Here is a 14,481-nt window from a genome sequence, read left to right as displayed (position 1 = left end):
GCACACGCGTGTCGACAGGCTCAGGGCGTCCGGACGGGGCCCTGAGCCTGTCGAAGGATCAGACGCGGCGGCGCTTCGGCGGACGGCAGCCGTTGTGGGCCTGCGGCGTCACGTCGTTGATCGAGCCGACCTCCAGGCCGGCGGCGGTCAGCGAGCGGATGGCGGTCTCGCGACCCGAACCCGGGCCCTTGACGAAGACGTCCACCTTCTTGACGCCGTGCTCGGCGGCCTGGCGGGCGGCCGACTCGGCAGCCATGCCGGCGGCGTACGGGGTCGACTTGCGCGAGCCCTTGAAGCCCACGCCACCCGACGAGGCCCACGCGATGACGGCGCCGGTCGGGTCGGTGATCGAGACGATCGTGTTGTTGAACGTCGACTTGATGTGGGCGTGGCCCAGCGCGATGTTCTTCTTCTCCTTGCGGCGCGGCTTGCGCGCGGCGGTCTTGGCCTGTGCCATGAGTTTCTCCTAACCTGGGACCGCGCCTTAGCGCGCCTTCTTCTTGCCGGCGACGGTGCGCTTGGGACCCTTGCGCGTACGCGCGTTGGTCTTCGTGCGCTGACCACGGACGGGCAGGCCACGACGGTGGCGCAGGCCCTCGTAGGAGCCGATCTCGACCTTGCGGCGGATGTCAGCGGCGACCTCGCGGCGCAGGTCACCCTCCACCTTGTAGGTGCCTTCGATGTGGTCGCGCAGGGCGACCAACTGGTCGTCGGTGAGGTCCTTGACGCGGATCGACTCGTCGATCTCGGTGGCCTTGAGGATCTCGGCCGAACGGGTACGGCCGATGCCGTAGATGTACGTGAGGGCGATCACCACGCGCTTGTCACGCGGGATGTCGACGCCGGCAAGACGCGCCATGCGATGCTCCTAGGAGTTGTGGAGGTGTGGAGCAGGATCGGTGCCCGGGCCTCCGCCCCGGGGTGTCCCCCAATTCGACGAGCGGACTCGACGTGCGAACGGGATCTGAACCTGCCTGTGTGTTCGTATTGAGTTGTGTGCGAAGGGATGCCGGGGAGCCCGGCATCCACTCAGCCCTGGCGCTGCTTGTGACGCGGGTTCGACTTGCAGATGACCATGACGCGACCGTGACGACGGATGACCTTGCAGTGGTCGCAGATGGGCTTGACGGAGGGGTTGACCTTCATGATTTTCTTTTCTCGCTGTCTTCACCGGGCCTTCGCGCGAGCGCGGAGGGGGTGTTACTTCTCGACCGGTCTAGCGGTAGCGGTAGACGATGCGACCGCGCGTGAGGTCGTAGGGCGAAAGCTCCACGACGACGCGGTCCTCGGGGATGATGCGGATGTAGTTCTGCCGCATCTTTCCGGAGATCGTCGCGAGGACCTTGTGTCCGTTGGTCAGCTCGACGCGGAACATCGCGTTGGGCAGCGCCTCGGAGATCACACCCTCGATCTCGATGACTCCGTCTTTCTTCGCCATACGCTCGCTTACGCTCGGCAGACCGGCCGGTCTGCGGTGGATGGGATGGTGGTGCCGGAGACACGCCAATGAAGGCGCAAGGCACCAAAGATCCAGTGTACGTGATATGCCGGGTACCGGCAAACCGCGCGCTTACTGGAACAGCGTCGCGAACTGGCCCTTCGCCGGGATGGTGCTGTTGGCGACGGTCTCGCCGTTGACGGCGATGGTCGGGGTGCCGATGCCGCTCGATCCCGGCGCGATGGGCGTCTTCTCGGTCGTCGATGTCACGAACTTCTTGTACGTGCCGTCGGTGACGCACGAGTCGATGCCCTCGACGCCGACGCTCTTCGCGATCTCGAGGATCTGGTCGTCGGTAAGGCCGGTGGAGTTCTCGGCCGGCTGGTTCTTGAACATGGCCTGCATGAACGGCACCGCGGCATCCGGGTCGGCCTCGGCGACGCAGTACATCGCGTTTGCTGCGCGCGTCGAGAACGCCGTCCCCTGCGAGTAGCGGTCGAGGATCGCGATGGGGTGGATGTTGAGCGTGATCGTGCCGTTGTTCACGAGGTCGAGGATCTCGTCGCCGTACGTCTGCTCGAACTGATTGCAGATCGGGCACATGAAGTCGATGTAGGTGTCGAGCGTCTGCTCGCCCGAGCCCACAACGACGGCGCCCGTCTCCTGGTTGACGCCCGACCCGCTCGGGGGCGTGCCCGGGTCGGTCGCGGCGTTGTTCATCCACACCACGAGCGCGATCACGAGCGCCACGACGGCGACGACCGCCACGCTCACCCAGATCGCGAACCAGTTCGTCTTGCCCGCTGCTGCCTGTGCCATCGATGCCTCTCCTCGTCGCGGCTTACCGCCGCACCGACTTCTATTCTCGCCCATGCACCCCTATGGATCGCCCGTGAATCCCGCGGGAGACGCGGCCCTCAGGGGATCGGAACGGGGATCACGCCGTAGGGCGCGAGGTCGGCGGCACCGCCGTCGTGCGCGGTCAGCACCCAGATTCCGTCCGCGTGCACCGCCACCGAATGCTCCCAGTGGGAGCCATCGCTGCCATCGACGGTCGTGACGGTCCAGTCGTCGTCCTCCACGAACGTCGCGTCCGAACCCGACGTCACCATCGGCTCGATCGCGAGGCACAGACCCGGCTTGACCTCGGCGCCGAGATCGGAGACCCGGTAGTTGAACACCGTCGGCCCCTCGTGCATCTTGCGGCCGATGCCGTGCCCGACGTAGTCGCGCAAGATGCCGTACTCCGCCCCGTCCGCAGCCTCGGCCCGCTCGATGAAGCCCTGCACGGCGTCGCCGATCTCACCCACCCGGCGCGCCGACGCGAGCGCGGCGATGCCGGCCCAGAGCGACCCGCGGGTCACCTCGGAGAGCCGCTCTCGGCGCGCGATCACAGCTGGGTCCACAGCCGGGGTATCCCCCGGCACGACGACCGTGATCGCCGAATCACCGTTCCAGCCTTCGAACTGGGCACCCGCGTCGATCGACACGATGTCGCCCGCGGCGAGCACGCGCGCGCCGGGGATGCCGTGCACCACCTGGTCGTTCACCGACACGCATGTCGTGTGCCGGTAGCCGCGCACGAGCTGGAAGTTCGACTCCGCACCCCGCGCCACGATGACGGCGGATGCCGCGGCATCCAGCTCTTCCGTCGTCACGCCCGGAGCGATGAGAGCGCGTACGGCGTCGAGTGCGGCCGCCGTGATGAGACCGGGCTCGACCATCGCCCGCAGCTGCGCGGGCGTCTTGTAGAGCGAACGGCGGAACGCCACGATCAGGCGACGATGCCGCGCGCCGCGAGAGCGACGATGATGCGCTCGAAGACCTCGTCGAGACTGCCGACGCCGTCGATCTCATCCACCACACCGCGCTCGCGATAGACGTCGAGAATCGGAGCGGTCTCGGACTCGTAGATCGACAGTCGCTTCGCGATCGACTCGTCGTTGTCGTCGGCACGGCCCTGCTCGCGCGCGCGCAGGGCGATGCGGCGGATCGACTCGTCGCGCGGCACGCTCAACTCGATGACGGCCGTGAGCTGCTCGCCACGCTCGTCCAGGAACGCGTCGAGGTCGCCGACCTGACCGAGGTTGCGCGGGTAGCCGTCGAGCAGGAACCCGCCCGCAGCGTCGTCCTGCGCGAGGCGGTCGCGCACGATCGCGCCGGTCAGTGCATCGGGCACGAGGTCGCCGGCATCGATGATCGCCTTGACCTCGAGGCCGAGGGGCGTGCCCTCCTTGACGTTCGCTCGGAAGACGTCTCCCGTCGAGACGGCCGGGACGCCGAACGCGCCGGCGATGCGCTCGCCCTGCGTGCCCTTGCCCGAGCCCTGCGGTCCGATGATGAGGAGTCGGGGCGCGGTCATCGCAGGAGCCCTTCGTAGTGACGCTGCTGCAGCTGCGCGTCGATCTGCTTCACGGTCTCGAGACCGACGCCCACGATGATCAGGATCGAGGCGCCCCCGAACGGGAAGTTGGAGTTGGCGCTGACCGTCGCGAGCGCGATGAGCGGCAGCAGGGCGATGAGACCGAGATAGATGGAGCCCGGCAGCGTGATCCGCGTCAGTACGTAGTCGAGGTACTCGGCGGTCGGCCGTCCGGCACGGATGCCGGGGATGAAGCCGCCGTACTTCTTCATGTTGTCCGCGACCTCGACCGGGTTGAACGTGATCGCGACGTAGAAGTACGTGAACCCGACGATGAGGAGGAAGTACAGCAGCATGTAGAGCGGGTGATCGCCCTTCGTCAGGTAGGACTGGATCCACGTCACCCATCCCGGGATGTTGCCATTGGCATCCGGCGTCTGGTTGAACTGCGCGATGAGGGCGGGGATGTACAGCAGCGACGAGGCGAAGATGACGGGCACGACGCCGGCCATGTTGACCTTGATCGGAATGTAGGTGTTCGTGCCGCCGAGCGTGCGACGGCCCACCATGCGCTTCGCGTACTGCACCGGGATGCGGCGCTGCGACTGCTCGACGAACACGACGAGAGCGACGACGACGATCGACACGGCGAGGACGAGCAGGAACACCTCGAAGCTGCGCGCCTGGGCGATCGCCCACATCGCCGCCGGGAAGGTCGCGGCGATCGACGTGAAGATGAGGATCGACATGCCGTTGCCGACGCCACGCTCGGTCACCAACTCGGCGAACCACATGATGAGTCCGGTGCCGGCGGTCAGCGTGATGATCATGAGCAGCTGCGCCCACCACGCGTCATTGGTGAGGAGGCTGTTGCACGACGCGATCGAAGTGGTGCCGAAGAGCTGGCCCGATCGCGCGACCGTGACGAGGGTCGTCGACTGCAGGAGTGCGAGCGCGATCGTGAGGTACCGGGTGTACTGTGTGAGCTTGGCCTGGCCGGCCTGCCCTTCCTTGTACAGCGTTTCGAAGTGCGGGATGACGACGCGCAGCAGCTGCACGATGATCGTCGCGGTGATGTACGGCATGACGCCGAGCGCGAAGATCGACAGCTGCAGCAGGGCGCCGCCGGAGAACAGGTTGACGAGGGAGAGCAGCCCCTCGCTCGCCGAGCCCGTCTGCTGAAGGCAGTCCTGGACGTTCGGATAGCTCACGAACGGCGTCGGGACGTGCGCGCCGAGACGGTAGATGGCGATGATGCCCAGAGTGAAGGCGATCTTCCGCCGGAGATCCGGCGTGCGGAAGACCCGCGCGATGGCGCTGAACAAGGATTTCCTCCAGAGGTGTGGCGGCATCCAGCCGCCTGGGGCAGGGACACCGCCTACCAGAGTACGGCAACAGGGGCCGGAGGACTGTTCTCGAGCGAGTCGAGAGACCCTCCGGCCCCTGCCGTGGACTTACTTGATCGAGCCGCCGGCGGCGACGATCTTCTGCTCGGCCGAACCCGAGACCTTGTCGACGGACACGGTCAGCTTGACCGAGATGTCGCCGGTGCCGAGCACCTTGACCTTCTCGTTCTTGCGGACGGCGCCCTTGGCGACGAGGTCGCTGACGGTGACGTCACCGCCCTTCGGGTAGAGCTCCGCGAGCTTGTCGAGGTTGACCACCTGGTACTCGACGCGGAACGGGTTCTTGAACCCGCGCAGCTTCGGCGTACGCATGTGGAGGGGCATCTGCCCACCCTCGAACCCGACCTTGACCTGGTAGCGGGCCTTCGTACCCTTGGTACCGCGACCAGCGGTCTTACCCTTCGAGCCCTCACCGCGACCCACGCGGGTCTTGGCGGTGTTGGCACCCGGGACGGGACGCAGGTGGTGCACCTTCAGGACACCGGGGCGCGAGACCTCGGCATCCTTCCCCTGAGCAGCCTTCGCTGCGGCCGGCTTCTTCGCAGCAGCGGGCTTGGTCTCCGCAGCCGGCTTCTTCGCAGCAGCAGGCTTCTTCGCGGCGGTCTTCTTCTCGGCGACCTCTTCGGTCACCTTCTCAGCCTTCTCGGCCATCAGTCGATCTCCTCAACCTTCACGAGGTGAGCGACGGTCTTGATGTAGCCGCGCGTCTGCGCGTCATCCGGACGAACGACGGAGTCGTTGATCCGCTTCAGACCGAGCGAACGCAGCGTGTCACGCTGGTTCTGCTTCTCGCTCACCTTGGACTTGACCTGGGTCACCTTGAGACGGGCAGCCATCAGGCACCAACCTTCTGCGCCTTCGCGGCCTCGGCCTCGGCGCGGATCAGACGGGCCGGAGCCACCTGGTCGAAGTCGAGACCACGACGGGCGGCGACGGCGCGGGGCTCCTCGAGGCTCTTCAGAGCCGCCACGGTCGCGTGCACGATGTTGATCGTGTTCGACGAGCCGAGCGACTTCGAGAGGACATCGTGGATACCGGCGCACTCGAGCACGGCACGGACGGGACCACCGGCGATAACACCGGTACCGGCGGCGGCGGGGCGCAGGAGCACCACACCGGCAGCGGCCTCACCCTGAACGGGGTGGGGGATCGTCGAACCGGCGCGCGGCACGCGGAAGAAGTTGCGCTTGGCCTCTTCGACACCCTTCGAGATGGCGAGGGGGACCTCACGCGCCTTGCCGTAGCCGACGCCCACGAGCCCGTTGCCGTCGCCCACGACGACGAGCGCCGTGAAGCTGAAGCGGCGACCGCCCTTGACGACCTTCGACACGCGGTTGATCGTGACGACGCGCTCGAGGAACTGGCTCTTGTCGGCGTCGCGCGACCCGCGGTCACCACGGGTCTGGCTGCGCTCGCGGCCACCACGACGCGGCTCGCGCTCGCGCTCCGCGGGAGCCTCGGCAGCGGGCGCCTCGACGGCAGCCGTAGCCTCAGTGGACACTTCGTTCTCCTTGATCTCGCTCACAGGTTCAGACCTCCCTCGCGGGCGCCCTCGGCGATCGCAGCGACACGGCCCGCGTAGCGGTTGCCACCGCGGTCGAACACGACGTCCGAGACGCCGGCGGCCTTCGCGCGCTCGGCGACGAGCTCGCCGACCTTGCGGGCCTTGGCGGTCTTGTCACCATCGAACGTGCGCAGGTCGTTCTCGAGGGTGGATGCCGAGGCCACGGTGTGGCCCTTGCTGTCGTCGACGACCTGCACGAAGACGTGGCGGGCCGAACGGGTGACGACCAGACGCGGGCGGACCTCGGTGCCCACGACCTTCTTGCGAAGACGCAGGTGACGACGCGAGCGCGCGACGGACTTTGACGTGACAGCCATGATTACTTACCACTCTTTCCGGCCTTGCGGCGGACGACCTCGCCGGCGTACCGCACACCCTTGCCCTTGTAGGGCTCGGGCTTGCGGATCTTGCGGATGTTGGCCGCGACCTCACCCACTGCCTGCTTGGAGATGCCGCTCACGGTGAGCTTGTTGTTGCCCTCGACGGTCAGCGTGATGCCGGCCGGGGGCTCGATGAGCACCGGGTGCGAGAAGCCGAGCGCGAACTCGACGGCCGAGCCCTTCTGCGCGACGCGGTAACCCGTGCCGACGACCTCGAGGCCCTTGGTGTAGCCCTCGGTGACGCCGATGATGTTGTTGTTGATGAGAGTGCGGGTCAGGCCGTGCAGCGAGCGCGAGGCGCGCTCGTCGTCGGGGCGGGAGACCAGAACCTGGCCCTCCTCCACCGTGACCTCGATGGGCTTGGACACGGTGAGCGCGAGCTCGCCCTTGGGGCCCTTGACCGCGACATCCTGGCCGTCGACCGAGACGGTCACGCCGGCGGGGATGGTGATGGGCAGGCGTCCGATACGCGACATGTCAGATCACCACACGTAGGCGAGGACTTCCCCACCCACGCCCTTCTGCTCGGCCTGACGGTCGGTGAGAAGACCGGAGGAGGTGGACAGGATCGCGACGCCCAGGCCGCCGAGGACCGTGGGGATCTCGGTCGAGCGTGCGTAGACACGCAGACCCGGCTTGGACACGCGCTTGATGCCGGCGATCGACCGCTCGCGGTTCGGGCCGTACTTCAGCGTCAGCGTGAGGGTCTGTCCGACACGGGCGTCCGAGACCTCCCAGGAGGAGATGTAGCCCTCCTGCTTGAGGATCTCGGCGATGTTGGTCTTGAGCTTGCTGCTCGGCAGCGCCACGGTGTCGTGGTGCGCCGAGTTCGCGTTGCGCAGACGGGTCAGCATGTCTGCGACCGGGTCTGTCATCGTCATTTCTTGGTTTCCTTTGTTCAGTGGTTTCGGATGCCGTTACACGACAGCCGACCTTCTTGATGGGTGTTACTGCGCGGTCTCTTCGGACTGGAACGGGAAGCCCAGCTGCTTGAGCAGCGAGCGACCCTCGGCATCCGTCTTCGCCGTCGTGACGATCGTGATGTCGAAGCCGCGGACGCGGTCGATCTTGTCCTGGTTGATCTCGTGGAAGACCGACTGCTCCTGGAGACCGAACGTGTAGTTGCCGTTGCCGTCGAACTGCTTGGGCGAAAGGCCACGGAAGTCACGGATGCGGGGCAGCGCGAGGTTCACGAGACGGTCGACGAACTCCCACGCACGGTCCCCACGCAGGGTGACGTGCGCGCCGATGGCCTGACCCTCGCGCAGCTTGAACTGCGCGATCGACTTGCGGGCCTTCGTGACGATGGGCTTCTGACCCGTGATCTTGGTGAGGTCCTCGACCGCACCATCGATCACCTTGGAGTCACGGGCGGCCTCGCCGACACCGGTATTCACGACGACCTTCACGAGACCGGGGATCTGCATGACGTTCGCGTAGCCGAACTCGTCCTGCAGCGCCTTCTTGATCTCGCTCTGGTACTTCTGCTTCAGGCGGGGCTGGATCTTGCCAGCCTCCACGGCAGTTGCGTTGCTCATGCTCAGAGGTCCTTGCCGCTCTTCTTCGCGTAGCGCACGCGAACGGTGCGCTTCACGCCGTCCTTCGTCTGCTCCTCGACGCGGTGACCGACCTTGGTCGGCTTCTTGCTCGAGGGGTCGACGAGGGCGACGTTGGAGATGTGGATCGGGGCTTCCATCGTCTCGATGCCGCCCGTCTTGGTGCCGCGCTGGGACTGGCCCACGCGGTTGTGCTTCGTGACGTAGTTGACGCCCTCGACGATGACACGGTTCTCCGCGACGAGAACGTCGAGAACCTTGCCCTGCTTGCCGCGGTCGCCGCCCTTGTCCTGCTTCTTGCCAGTGATGACCTGGACGAGGTCACCCTTCTTGATCTTGGCCATGAGGTCAGATCACCTCCGGTGCGAGCGAGACGATCTTCATGAACTTCTTGTCGCGAAGCTCACGACCGACCGGGCCGAAGATGCGGGTGCCGCGGGGCTCCCCGTCGTTCTTCAGGATGACGGCGGCGTTCTCGTCGAACTTGATGTAGGAACCGTCGGGACGACGGGTCTGCTTCTTGGTGCGGACGACGACGGCCTTGACCACGTCGCCCTTCTTGACGTTGCCGCCCGGGATCGCGTCCTTGACGGTCGCCACGATGATGTCGCCGAGGCCCGCGTAGCGGCGGTTGGAACCACCGAGAACACGGATCGTGAGCAGCTCCTTGGCGCCGGTGTTGTCGGCGACCTTGAGGCGGGACTCTGTCTGGATCACTTGGCCTTCTCCAGGATCTCGACCAGACGCCAGCGCTTCGTGGCGCTCAGCGGGCGGGTCTCGTTGATGAGCACGAGGTCGCCGATGCCGGCGGTGTTCGCCTCGTCGTGGGCCTTGACCTTCGACGTGCGGCGGATGACCTTGCCGTAGAGCGGGTGCTTCACGCGGTCCTCGACCTCGACGACGATCGTCTTGTCCATCTTGTCACTGACGACATAGCCACGACGCGACTTGCGGTACCCGCGAGCCTCGGCGTCGCGGACGTCGTGCGCCGCGTGCTCGTGACCTTCGACGACTGCTTCTTCAGTCTTCTTGGTGGCCATCACTCAGCCTCTTCCTTCGCAGCGGCGTCGTCGGCGGCATCCGCCTTCTTCGTCGCCTTCTTCTTCGCCTTGGGCGCAGCCTCGGCGGGAGCGGGCGTGGCACGGATGCCGAGCTCGCGCTCACGGATCACGGTGTAGAGCCGCGCGATGTCGCGCTTGACCGCACGGATGCGGCCGTGGCTGTCGAGCTGGCCGGTGGCCGACTGGAAGCGCAGGTTGAACAGCTCCTCCTTGGCCTTGCGCAGCTCCTCGACGAGGCGCTGGTCCTCGAACGTGTCGAGCTCGCTGGGTGCGAGCGTCTTGGTACCGACGGCCATTACGCGTCGCCCTCCTCGCGCTTGATGATGCGTGCCTTCAGCGGCAGCTTGTGGATTGCCCGGGTGAGGGCCTCGCGGGCGAGTTCCTCATTGACACCGGCGACCTCGAAGAGGACGCGGCCGGGCTTGACGTTCGCGACCCACCACTCCGGCGAGCCCTTACCGGAACCCATGCGGGTTTCGGCCGGCTTCTTCGTGAGCGGACGGTCGGGGTAGATGTTGATCCACACCTTGCCGCCACGCTTGATGTGACGCGTCATCGCGATACGAGCGGACTCGATCTGACGGTTCGTCACGTACGCGGGCGTCAGGGCCTGGATGCCGAACTCACCGAACGACACCTTCGTGCCACCGGTGGCAGCGCCCGAGCGACCCGGGTGGTGCTGCTTGCGGTACTTGACCTTGCGGGGAATAAGCATCAGGCAGACGCTCCTTCTGCGACGGGGGCCTCGTTGCGGGGGCCACGACGACGGTCGCCACCGCGGTCATCGCGACCGCGCGGCGGCTTGGGGGCGTTGGCCTGCTCGCGAGCGAGCTCCTTGGCCGTGAGGTCGCCCTTGTAGATCCAGACCTTCACGCCGATGCGGCCGAAGGTGGTCTTGGCCTCGTAGAAGCCGTAGTCGATGTTCGCGCGCAGCGTGTGCAGCGGCACACGACCGTCGCGGTAGAACTCCGAGCGGCTCATCTCGGCGCCGCCGAGGCGGCCGGAGACCTGGATGCGGATGCCCTTGGCACCGGCGCGCTGCGCGCCCTGCAGACCCTTGCGCATCGCACGGCGGAACGCCACGCGAGCGGAGAGCTGCTCGGCGATGCCCTGCGCGACGAGCTGAGCGTCGGCCTCGGGGTTCTTCACCTCGAGGATGTTCAGCTGGATCTGCTTTCCGGTGAGCTTCTCGAGGTCGGCACGAATGCGCTCGGCCTCGGCGCCACGGCGACCGATCACGATGCCCGGACGGGCGGTGTGGATGTCGACGCGGACGCGGTCACGCGTGCGCTCGATCTCGATGCCGGACACACCGGCGCGGTCGAGCTGCGTCTGCAGGAGCTTGCGGATCTTGATGTCCTCGGCCACGTAGTCGGCGTAACGCTGGCCCGGCTTGGTCGAGTCGGAGAACCAACGCGACACGTGGTCCGTGGTGATGCCGAGGCGGAAGCCGTACGGGTTGACCTTCTGTCCCATTACTTGCTCGCCTTCTTGGTCGTGGCACCGGCCGTCTCGGCGACCTCGGGGGTCGCGAGCTCGACGGTGATGTGGCTCGTGCGCTTCTTGATCTGGAACGCGCGGCCCTGTGCGCGGGGCTGGAAACGCTTCAGCGTCGTGCCCTCGTCGACGTACGCGTTGCGCACGTACAGGTCCTGCTCGTCCAGGTACTCGCCGTCACGGTCTGCCTTCACTCGCGCGTTGGCGACCGCGGACTCGACGAGCTTGTAGATCGGCTCGCTGGCGCTCTGCGGGGCGAACTTCAGGATGGCGAGAGCCTCCTGAGCCTGCTTGCCCTTGATGAGCGCGACGACACGACGAGCCTTCTGAGGGGTCACGCGAATGTGCTTGACGCGTGCGATGGAATCCACCATGTCTCTCCTCCTCTGTCCTCTCTGGAACTGCCCCCGCGTCAGCGGCGGCGGCCCTTCTTGTCGTCCTTCACGTGGCCGCGGAAGGTGCGGGTGGGCGCGAACTCGCCCAGCTTGTGGCCGACCATGGTCTCGGACACGAACACGGGGATGTGCTTGCGTCCGTCGTGCACGGCGATGGTGTGTCCCAGCATGGCGGGGATGATCATCGAACGGCGCGACCAGGTCTTGATGACGTTCTTGGTACCGGCTTCGTTCTGCGAGGCGACCTTGCGGAGCAGGTGCTCGTCGACGAAGGGGCCCTTCTTCAGGCTGCGAGGCATCTTCCTCTACTCCTACTTGCGCTTCTTGCCGGCGTTGCGACGACGGACGATGTACTTGTCGCTTTCCTTGTTGGCGTGGCGGGTACGACCCTCAGCCTGGCCCCAAGGAGTGACGGGGTGACGACCACCGGAGGTCTTACCCTCACCACCACCGTGCGGGTGGTCGACCGGGTTCATCGCGACACCGCGGACGGTCGGGCGGACGCCCTTCCAGCGCTTGCGGCCGGCCTTGCCCCAGTTGATGTTCGACTGCTCGGCGTTGCCGACCTCGCCGATCGTGGCGCGGCAGCGCGCGTCGACGTTGCGGATCTCGCCCGAGGGCAGACGCAGCTGCGCGTAGGGGCCGTCCTTGGCGACGAGACGCACCGAGGCACCCGCCGAACGCGCCATCTTCGCGCCGCCGCCGGGGCGGAGCTCGATCGCGTGGATGACGGTACCGGTGGGGATGTTCTTCAGCGGCAGGTTGTTGCCCGGCTTGATGTCCGCGCTCGCACCCGACTCGACGATGTCACCCTGCGACAGCTTGTTCGGCGCGAGGATGTAGCGCTTCTCGCCGTCGAAGTAGTGCAGCAGCGCGATGCGCGCGGTGCGGTTGGGGTCGTACTCGATGTGCGCGACCTTGGCGTTGACGCCGTCCTTGTCATTGCGACGGAAGTCGATGACGCGGTACTGACGCTTGTGACCGCCACCGATGTGACGCGTCGTGATGCGGCCCTGGTTGTTGCGGCCACCGGTCTTCGACAGCGGGCGCAGCAGCGACTTCTCGGGCGTCGATCGCGTGATCTCGGCGAAGTCGGCCACCGACGAACCGCGACGACCCGGGGTCGTGGGCTTGTACTTGCGAATAGCCATGTTCTCTAGTCCTCTATCCCAGCGGTCAGCCGACGGCCGTGAAGATGTCGATGGTGCCCGACTTCAGCGTGACGATGGCGCGCTTGGTGTCCTTGCGCTTGCCGGTGCCGAAGCGGGTGCGACGGGCCTTGCCGACGCGGTTGAGCGTGTTGACCGAAGCCACCTTGACGCCGAAGATCTTCTCGATGGCGAGCTTGATCTCGGTCTTCGAGGCGCGCGGGTCCACGAGGAACGTGTACTTGCCCTCGTCGATGAGCCCGTAGCTCTTCTCCGAGACGACCGGCTTCAGGATGATGTCGCGCGGGTCCTTGTTCAGGGCGATGTTCGCGGTCATGCCGAGACCTCCTCGGTGGCGGCAGCCTTGGCATCCGACTTCGCGGCGACGAAGGTGTCGTAGGCGGCCTTGGTGAAGACGATGTCGTCGGAGACGAGCACGTCGTAGGCGTTGAGCTGGCCGACCTCGAGCACGTGGACGTAGCCGAGGTTGCGGACGCTCTTGAGGGTCAGCTCGTCGTCGCGGCCGATGACCACGAGGACGTTCTTCACCGCACCGAGGGCCTTGAGCACGGATGCCGCGGCCTTCGTCGAGGGCGCACCGTCGATGCCGAACGAGTCGACGACGTGCAGACGGCCACCCCGGGCGCGGTCGCTGAGCGCGCCCAGCAGGGCGGCGGCGATCATCTTCTTGGGGGTGCGCTGCGAGTAGTCGCGCGGCTTGGGACCGTGCACGATGCCACCACCGGTCATGTGCGGCGCGCGGATCGAGCCCTGACGGGCGTTACCCGTGCCCTTCTGCTTGAAGGGCTTGCGGCCGGCACCGGAGACCTCACCGCGACGCTTCGTCGAGTGGGTGCCCTGGCGAGCCGCCGCGAGCTGCGCGACGACGACCTGGTGGATGAGGGGAATGTTCGTCTTGACGTCGAAGATCGCGGCGGGCAGCTCCACGGAGCCGGCCTTCTTGCCGTCGGCCTTCAGCACGTCGAGCGCGAGAGTCGAGTCAGCCATGATCAGGCACCCTTCACTGCGTTGCGGACGTAGACGATGCGGCCGCGCGCACCGGGGACGGCGCCCTTGACGAGCAGCAGACCCTTCTCGGCGTCGACGGCGTGCACCGTGAGGTTGAGGACGGTCACGCGCTCGCCACCCATACGGCCGGCCATGCGCATGCCCTTGAAGACGCGGCTCGGAGTCGACGAGGCGCCGATCGAACCGGGCTTGCGGTGGTTGCGGTGCGCACCGTGCGAAGCGGAGACACCCTTGAAGTTGTGACGCTTCATGACACCCGCGGTGCCCTTGCCCTTGCTGGTGCCGACGACGTCGACCAGCTGGCCGGCCTCGAAGGTGCCGTCCACGGTGAGCTCCTGACCGAGTGAGTAGTCAGCGGCATCCGCGGTACGCACCTCGGTGAGGTGGCGGCGGGGGGTCACGCCCGCGGCCTCGAAGTGGGCCGTCAGGGGCTTGTTGACCTTGCGGGGGTCGATCTGGCCGTAGGCGATCTGGACGGCCTTGTAGCCGTCGCGCTCGGGCGTGCGCACCTGGGTGACGACGTTGGGCGCGACCTCGATGACGGTGACGGGAACGAGCTTGCCGTTCTCATCCCAGACCTGGGTCATACCCAGCTTCGTGCCGAGCAGGCCCTTGGAAACCTTTTCGTTGATGTGTGCCATGACC

At 66.6% G+C, this 14,481-nt stretch carries 27 protein-coding genes; all 27 read right to left on the bottom strand.

Annotated elements, in window-relative coordinates; translation table 11 throughout:
• Window positions 1–58 precede the first annotated feature (58 nt).
• The 27 genes from rpsK to rplC all read right to left on the bottom strand — a co-directional run bounded on the left by rpsK (window position 59) and on the right by rplC (window position 14,477).
• Window positions 59–457, bottom strand: a complete 399-nt coding sequence (gene rpsK, locus WFI52_RS08025) for a 30S ribosomal protein S11 (protein WP_292863005.1) — start codon at window positions 455–457, stop codon at window positions 59–61.
• A gap of 27 nt (window positions 458–484) precedes the next feature.
• Complete coding sequence (gene rpsM / locus WFI52_RS08020) at window positions 485–859, bottom strand: 30S ribosomal protein S13 (RefSeq protein ID WP_336626676.1); 375 nt, start codon at window positions 857–859, stop codon at window positions 485–487.
• A 170-nt stretch (window positions 860–1,029) separates the two neighbouring features.
• The gene (rpmJ, locus tag WFI52_RS08015; RefSeq protein WP_005050492.1) at window positions 1,030–1,146 is read right to left on the bottom strand and encodes a 50S ribosomal protein L36; all 117 of its coding nucleotides are present in this window, start codon (window positions 1,144–1,146) and stop codon (window positions 1,030–1,032) included.
• Window positions 1,147–1,216: 70 nt separating this feature from the next.
• Entirely contained in the window at window positions 1,217–1,438 is a 222-nt protein-coding gene (gene infA / locus WFI52_RS08010; protein ID WP_028496510.1) for a translation initiation factor IF-1, read from the bottom strand.
• A 132-nt stretch (window positions 1,439–1,570) separates the two neighbouring features.
• Complete coding sequence (locus tag WFI52_RS08005; RefSeq protein ID WP_336626675.1) at window positions 1,571–2,257, bottom strand: DsbA family protein; 687 nt, start codon at window positions 2,255–2,257, stop codon at window positions 1,571–1,573.
• 98 nt (window positions 2,258–2,355) lie between these two features.
• On the bottom strand, window positions 2,356–3,210 hold the full coding sequence (gene map, locus WFI52_RS08000; protein WP_336626674.1) for a type I methionyl aminopeptidase: 855 nt from the start codon (window positions 3,208–3,210) through the stop codon (window positions 2,356–2,358).
• Window positions 3,211–3,212: 2 nt separating this feature from the next.
• Window positions 3,213–3,800: an adenylate kinase gene (locus WFI52_RS07995; RefSeq protein ID WP_336626673.1), complete on the bottom strand. Its 588-nt coding sequence runs from the start codon at window positions 3,798–3,800 to the stop codon at window positions 3,213–3,215.
• The gene (gene secY, locus WFI52_RS07990) at window positions 3,797–5,125 is read right to left on the bottom strand and encodes a preprotein translocase subunit SecY (protein ID WP_336626672.1); all 1,329 of its coding nucleotides are present in this window, start codon (window positions 5,123–5,125) and stop codon (window positions 3,797–3,799) included. Before secY ends, WFI52_RS07995 begins: the two co-directional genes overlap by 4 nt.
• A gap of 129 nt (window positions 5,126–5,254) precedes the next feature.
• Window positions 5,255–5,857, bottom strand: coding sequence for a 50S ribosomal protein L15 (gene rplO / locus WFI52_RS07985; RefSeq protein ID WP_336626671.1), 603 nt, complete (start codon window positions 5,855–5,857; stop codon window positions 5,255–5,257).
• Window positions 5,857–6,042 carry a 50S ribosomal protein L30 gene (gene rpmD, locus WFI52_RS07980; RefSeq protein WP_020098644.1) on the bottom strand — a complete coding sequence of 62 codons (186 nt, stop codon included), beginning with the start codon at window positions 6,040–6,042 and terminating at the stop codon, window positions 5,857–5,859. The genes rplO and rpmD overlap by 1 nt, the downstream gene beginning before the upstream one ends.
• Window positions 6,042–6,707 (bottom strand): 30S ribosomal protein S5, encoded by a 666-nt coding sequence (gene rpsE / locus WFI52_RS07975; protein ID WP_336626670.1) that lies wholly within the window; start codon window positions 6,705–6,707, stop codon window positions 6,042–6,044. The genes rpmD and rpsE overlap by 1 nt, the downstream gene beginning before the upstream one ends.
• Before the next feature lie 20 nt (window positions 6,708–6,727).
• On the bottom strand, window positions 6,728–7,087 hold the full coding sequence (rplR, locus tag WFI52_RS07970; RefSeq protein ID WP_292862973.1) for a 50S ribosomal protein L18: 360 nt from the start codon (window positions 7,085–7,087) through the stop codon (window positions 6,728–6,730).
• Between the two features lie 2 nt (window positions 7,088–7,089).
• Entirely contained in the window at window positions 7,090–7,626 is a 537-nt protein-coding gene (rplF, locus tag WFI52_RS07965) for a 50S ribosomal protein L6 (protein WP_336626669.1), read from the bottom strand.
• 6 nt (window positions 7,627–7,632) lie between these two features.
• Window positions 7,633–8,031 (bottom strand): 30S ribosomal protein S8, encoded by a 399-nt coding sequence (gene rpsH, locus WFI52_RS07960; protein ID WP_336626668.1) that lies wholly within the window; start codon window positions 8,029–8,031, stop codon window positions 7,633–7,635.
• Window positions 8,032–8,097: 66 nt separating this feature from the next.
• Window positions 8,098–8,688, bottom strand: coding sequence for a 50S ribosomal protein L5 (rplE, locus tag WFI52_RS07955; RefSeq protein ID WP_336626667.1), 591 nt, complete (start codon window positions 8,686–8,688; stop codon window positions 8,098–8,100).
• A gap of 2 nt (window positions 8,689–8,690) precedes the next feature.
• Complete coding sequence (gene rplX, locus WFI52_RS07950; protein WP_336626666.1) at window positions 8,691–9,050, bottom strand: 50S ribosomal protein L24; 360 nt, start codon at window positions 9,048–9,050, stop codon at window positions 8,691–8,693.
• Between the two features lie 4 nt (window positions 9,051–9,054).
• Entirely contained in the window at window positions 9,055–9,423 is a 369-nt protein-coding gene (gene rplN / locus WFI52_RS07945) for a 50S ribosomal protein L14 (RefSeq protein WP_121060515.1), read from the bottom strand.
• Window positions 9,420–9,746 carry a 30S ribosomal protein S17 gene (gene rpsQ, locus WFI52_RS07940; RefSeq protein WP_292862956.1) on the bottom strand — a complete coding sequence of 109 codons (327 nt, stop codon included), beginning with the start codon at window positions 9,744–9,746 and terminating at the stop codon, window positions 9,420–9,422. The genes rplN and rpsQ overlap by 4 nt, the downstream gene beginning before the upstream one ends.
• Entirely contained in the window at window positions 9,746–10,063 is a 318-nt protein-coding gene (rpmC, locus tag WFI52_RS07935; protein WP_336626665.1) for a 50S ribosomal protein L29, read from the bottom strand. Before rpmC ends, rpsQ begins: the two co-directional genes overlap by 1 nt.
• The gene (rplP, locus tag WFI52_RS07930) at window positions 10,063–10,482 is read right to left on the bottom strand and encodes a 50S ribosomal protein L16 (protein WP_215486825.1); all 420 of its coding nucleotides are present in this window, start codon (window positions 10,480–10,482) and stop codon (window positions 10,063–10,065) included. The genes rpmC and rplP overlap by 1 nt, the downstream gene beginning before the upstream one ends.
• Window positions 10,482–11,243, bottom strand: a complete 762-nt coding sequence (gene rpsC / locus WFI52_RS07925) for a 30S ribosomal protein S3 (protein WP_292862949.1) — start codon at window positions 11,241–11,243, stop codon at window positions 10,482–10,484. The genes rplP and rpsC overlap by 1 nt, the downstream gene beginning before the upstream one ends.
• Window positions 11,243–11,638 (bottom strand): 50S ribosomal protein L22, encoded by a 396-nt coding sequence (rplV, locus tag WFI52_RS07920; RefSeq protein WP_336626664.1) that lies wholly within the window; start codon window positions 11,636–11,638, stop codon window positions 11,243–11,245. Before rplV ends, rpsC begins: the two co-directional genes overlap by 1 nt.
• Window positions 11,639–11,676: 38 nt before the next feature.
• Complete coding sequence (gene rpsS, locus WFI52_RS07915; protein ID WP_204962799.1) at window positions 11,677–11,958, bottom strand: 30S ribosomal protein S19; 282 nt, start codon at window positions 11,956–11,958, stop codon at window positions 11,677–11,679.
• Between the two features lie 12 nt (window positions 11,959–11,970).
• Window positions 11,971–12,810, bottom strand: coding sequence for a 50S ribosomal protein L2 (gene rplB, locus WFI52_RS07910; RefSeq protein WP_336626663.1), 840 nt, complete (start codon window positions 12,808–12,810; stop codon window positions 11,971–11,973).
• A gap of 25 nt (window positions 12,811–12,835) precedes the next feature.
• On the bottom strand, window positions 12,836–13,144 hold the full coding sequence (gene rplW, locus WFI52_RS07905; protein WP_336626662.1) for a 50S ribosomal protein L23: 309 nt from the start codon (window positions 13,142–13,144) through the stop codon (window positions 12,836–12,838).
• A complete protein-coding gene (gene rplD / locus WFI52_RS07900; protein ID WP_336626661.1) occupies window positions 13,141–13,815 on the bottom strand; it encodes a 50S ribosomal protein L4 in 675 nt (224 codons plus the stop codon). The genes rplW and rplD overlap by 4 nt, the downstream gene beginning before the upstream one ends.
• 2 nt (window positions 13,816–13,817) lie before the next feature.
• Window positions 13,818–14,477 (bottom strand): 50S ribosomal protein L3, encoded by a 660-nt coding sequence (rplC, locus tag WFI52_RS07895; protein ID WP_292862933.1) that lies wholly within the window; start codon window positions 14,475–14,477, stop codon window positions 13,818–13,820.
• Window positions 14,478–14,481 lie beyond the last annotated feature (4 nt).

The organism is Microbacterium sp. MMO-20, from assembly GCF_037147735.1.
Lineage (GTDB): Bacteria > Actinomycetota > Actinomycetes > Actinomycetales > Microbacteriaceae > Microbacterium.
Note: the sequence above shows the minus strand (reverse complement) of the source record. Positions and strands in the feature narration are given on the sequence as shown.

What these genes read in the sequence shown, in the direction of transcription:
- rplF (WP_336626669.1), bottom strand. Translation starts at nt 7,626, where the DNA reads ATGTCGCGTATCGGACGCCTGCCCATCACCATCCCCGCCGGCGTGACC.
- rplO (WP_336626671.1), bottom strand. Translation starts at nt 5,857, where the DNA reads ATGGCCGAGAAGGCTGAGAAGGTGACCGAAGAGGTCGCCGAGAAGAAG.
- WFI52_RS08005 (WP_336626675.1), bottom strand. Translation starts at nt 2,257, where the DNA reads ATGGCACAGGCAGCAGCGGGCAAGACGAACTGGTTCGCGATCTGGGTG.
- rplW (WP_336626662.1), bottom strand. Translation starts at nt 13,144, where the DNA reads ATGACCGCGAACATCGCCCTGAACAAGGACCCGCGCGACATCATCCTG.
- rpmC (WP_336626665.1), bottom strand. Translation starts at nt 10,063, where the DNA reads ATGGCCGTCGGTACCAAGACGCTCGCACCCAGCGAGCTCGACACGTTC.
- rpmJ (WP_005050492.1), bottom strand. Translation starts at nt 1,146, where the DNA reads ATGAAGGTCAACCCCTCCGTCAAGCCCATCTGCGACCACTGCAAGGTC.
- rpsH (WP_336626668.1), bottom strand. Translation starts at nt 8,031, where the DNA reads ATGACGATGACAGACCCGGTCGCAGACATGCTGACCCGTCTGCGCAAC.
- rpsK (WP_292863005.1), bottom strand. Translation starts at nt 457, where the DNA reads ATGGCACAGGCCAAGACCGCCGCGCGCAAGCCGCGCCGCAAGGAGAAG.
- rplC (WP_292862933.1), bottom strand. Translation starts at nt 14,477, where the DNA reads ATGGCACACATCAACGAAAAGGTTTCCAAGGGCCTGCTCGGCACGAAG.
- rplB (WP_336626663.1), bottom strand. Translation starts at nt 12,810, where the DNA reads ATGGCTATTCGCAAGTACAAGCCCACGACCCCGGGTCGTCGCGGTTCG.
- rpsC (WP_292862949.1), bottom strand. Translation starts at nt 11,243, where the DNA reads ATGGGACAGAAGGTCAACCCGTACGGCTTCCGCCTCGGCATCACCACG.
- rplE (WP_336626667.1), bottom strand. Translation starts at nt 8,688, where the DNA reads ATGAGCAACGCAACTGCCGTGGAGGCTGGCAAGATCCAGCCCCGCCTG.
- rplX (WP_336626666.1), bottom strand. Translation starts at nt 9,050, where the DNA reads ATGGCCAAGATCAAGAAGGGTGACCTCGTCCAGGTCATCACTGGCAAG.
- rplD (WP_336626661.1), bottom strand. Translation starts at nt 13,815, where the DNA reads ATGGCTGACTCGACTCTCGCGCTCGACGTGCTGAAGGCCGACGGCAAG.
- rplV (WP_336626664.1), bottom strand. Translation starts at nt 11,638, where the DNA reads ATGGTGGATTCCATCGCACGCGTCAAGCACATTCGCGTGACCCCTCAG.
- rpsM (WP_336626676.1), bottom strand. Translation starts at nt 859, where the DNA reads ATGGCGCGTCTTGCCGGCGTCGACATCCCGCGTGACAAGCGCGTGGTG.
- rpmD (WP_020098644.1), bottom strand. Translation starts at nt 6,042, where the DNA reads ATGGCTGCCCGTCTCAAGGTGACCCAGGTCAAGTCCAAGGTGAGCGAG.
- WFI52_RS07995 (WP_336626673.1), bottom strand. Translation starts at nt 3,800, where the DNA reads ATGACCGCGCCCCGACTCCTCATCATCGGACCGCAGGGCTCGGGCAAG.
- rpsS (WP_204962799.1), bottom strand. Translation starts at nt 11,958, where the DNA reads ATGCCTCGCAGCCTGAAGAAGGGCCCCTTCGTCGACGAGCACCTGCTC.
- infA (WP_028496510.1), bottom strand. Translation starts at nt 1,438, where the DNA reads ATGGCGAAGAAAGACGGAGTCATCGAGATCGAGGGTGTGATCTCCGAG.
- rplP (WP_215486825.1), bottom strand. Translation starts at nt 10,482, where the DNA reads ATGCTTATTCCCCGCAAGGTCAAGTACCGCAAGCAGCACCACCCGGGT.
- rpsQ (WP_292862956.1), bottom strand. Translation starts at nt 9,746, where the DNA reads ATGGCCACCAAGAAGACTGAAGAAGCAGTCGTCGAAGGTCACGAGCAC.
- rplR (WP_292862973.1), bottom strand. Translation starts at nt 7,087, where the DNA reads ATGGCTGTCACGTCAAAGTCCGTCGCGCGCTCGCGTCGTCACCTGCGT.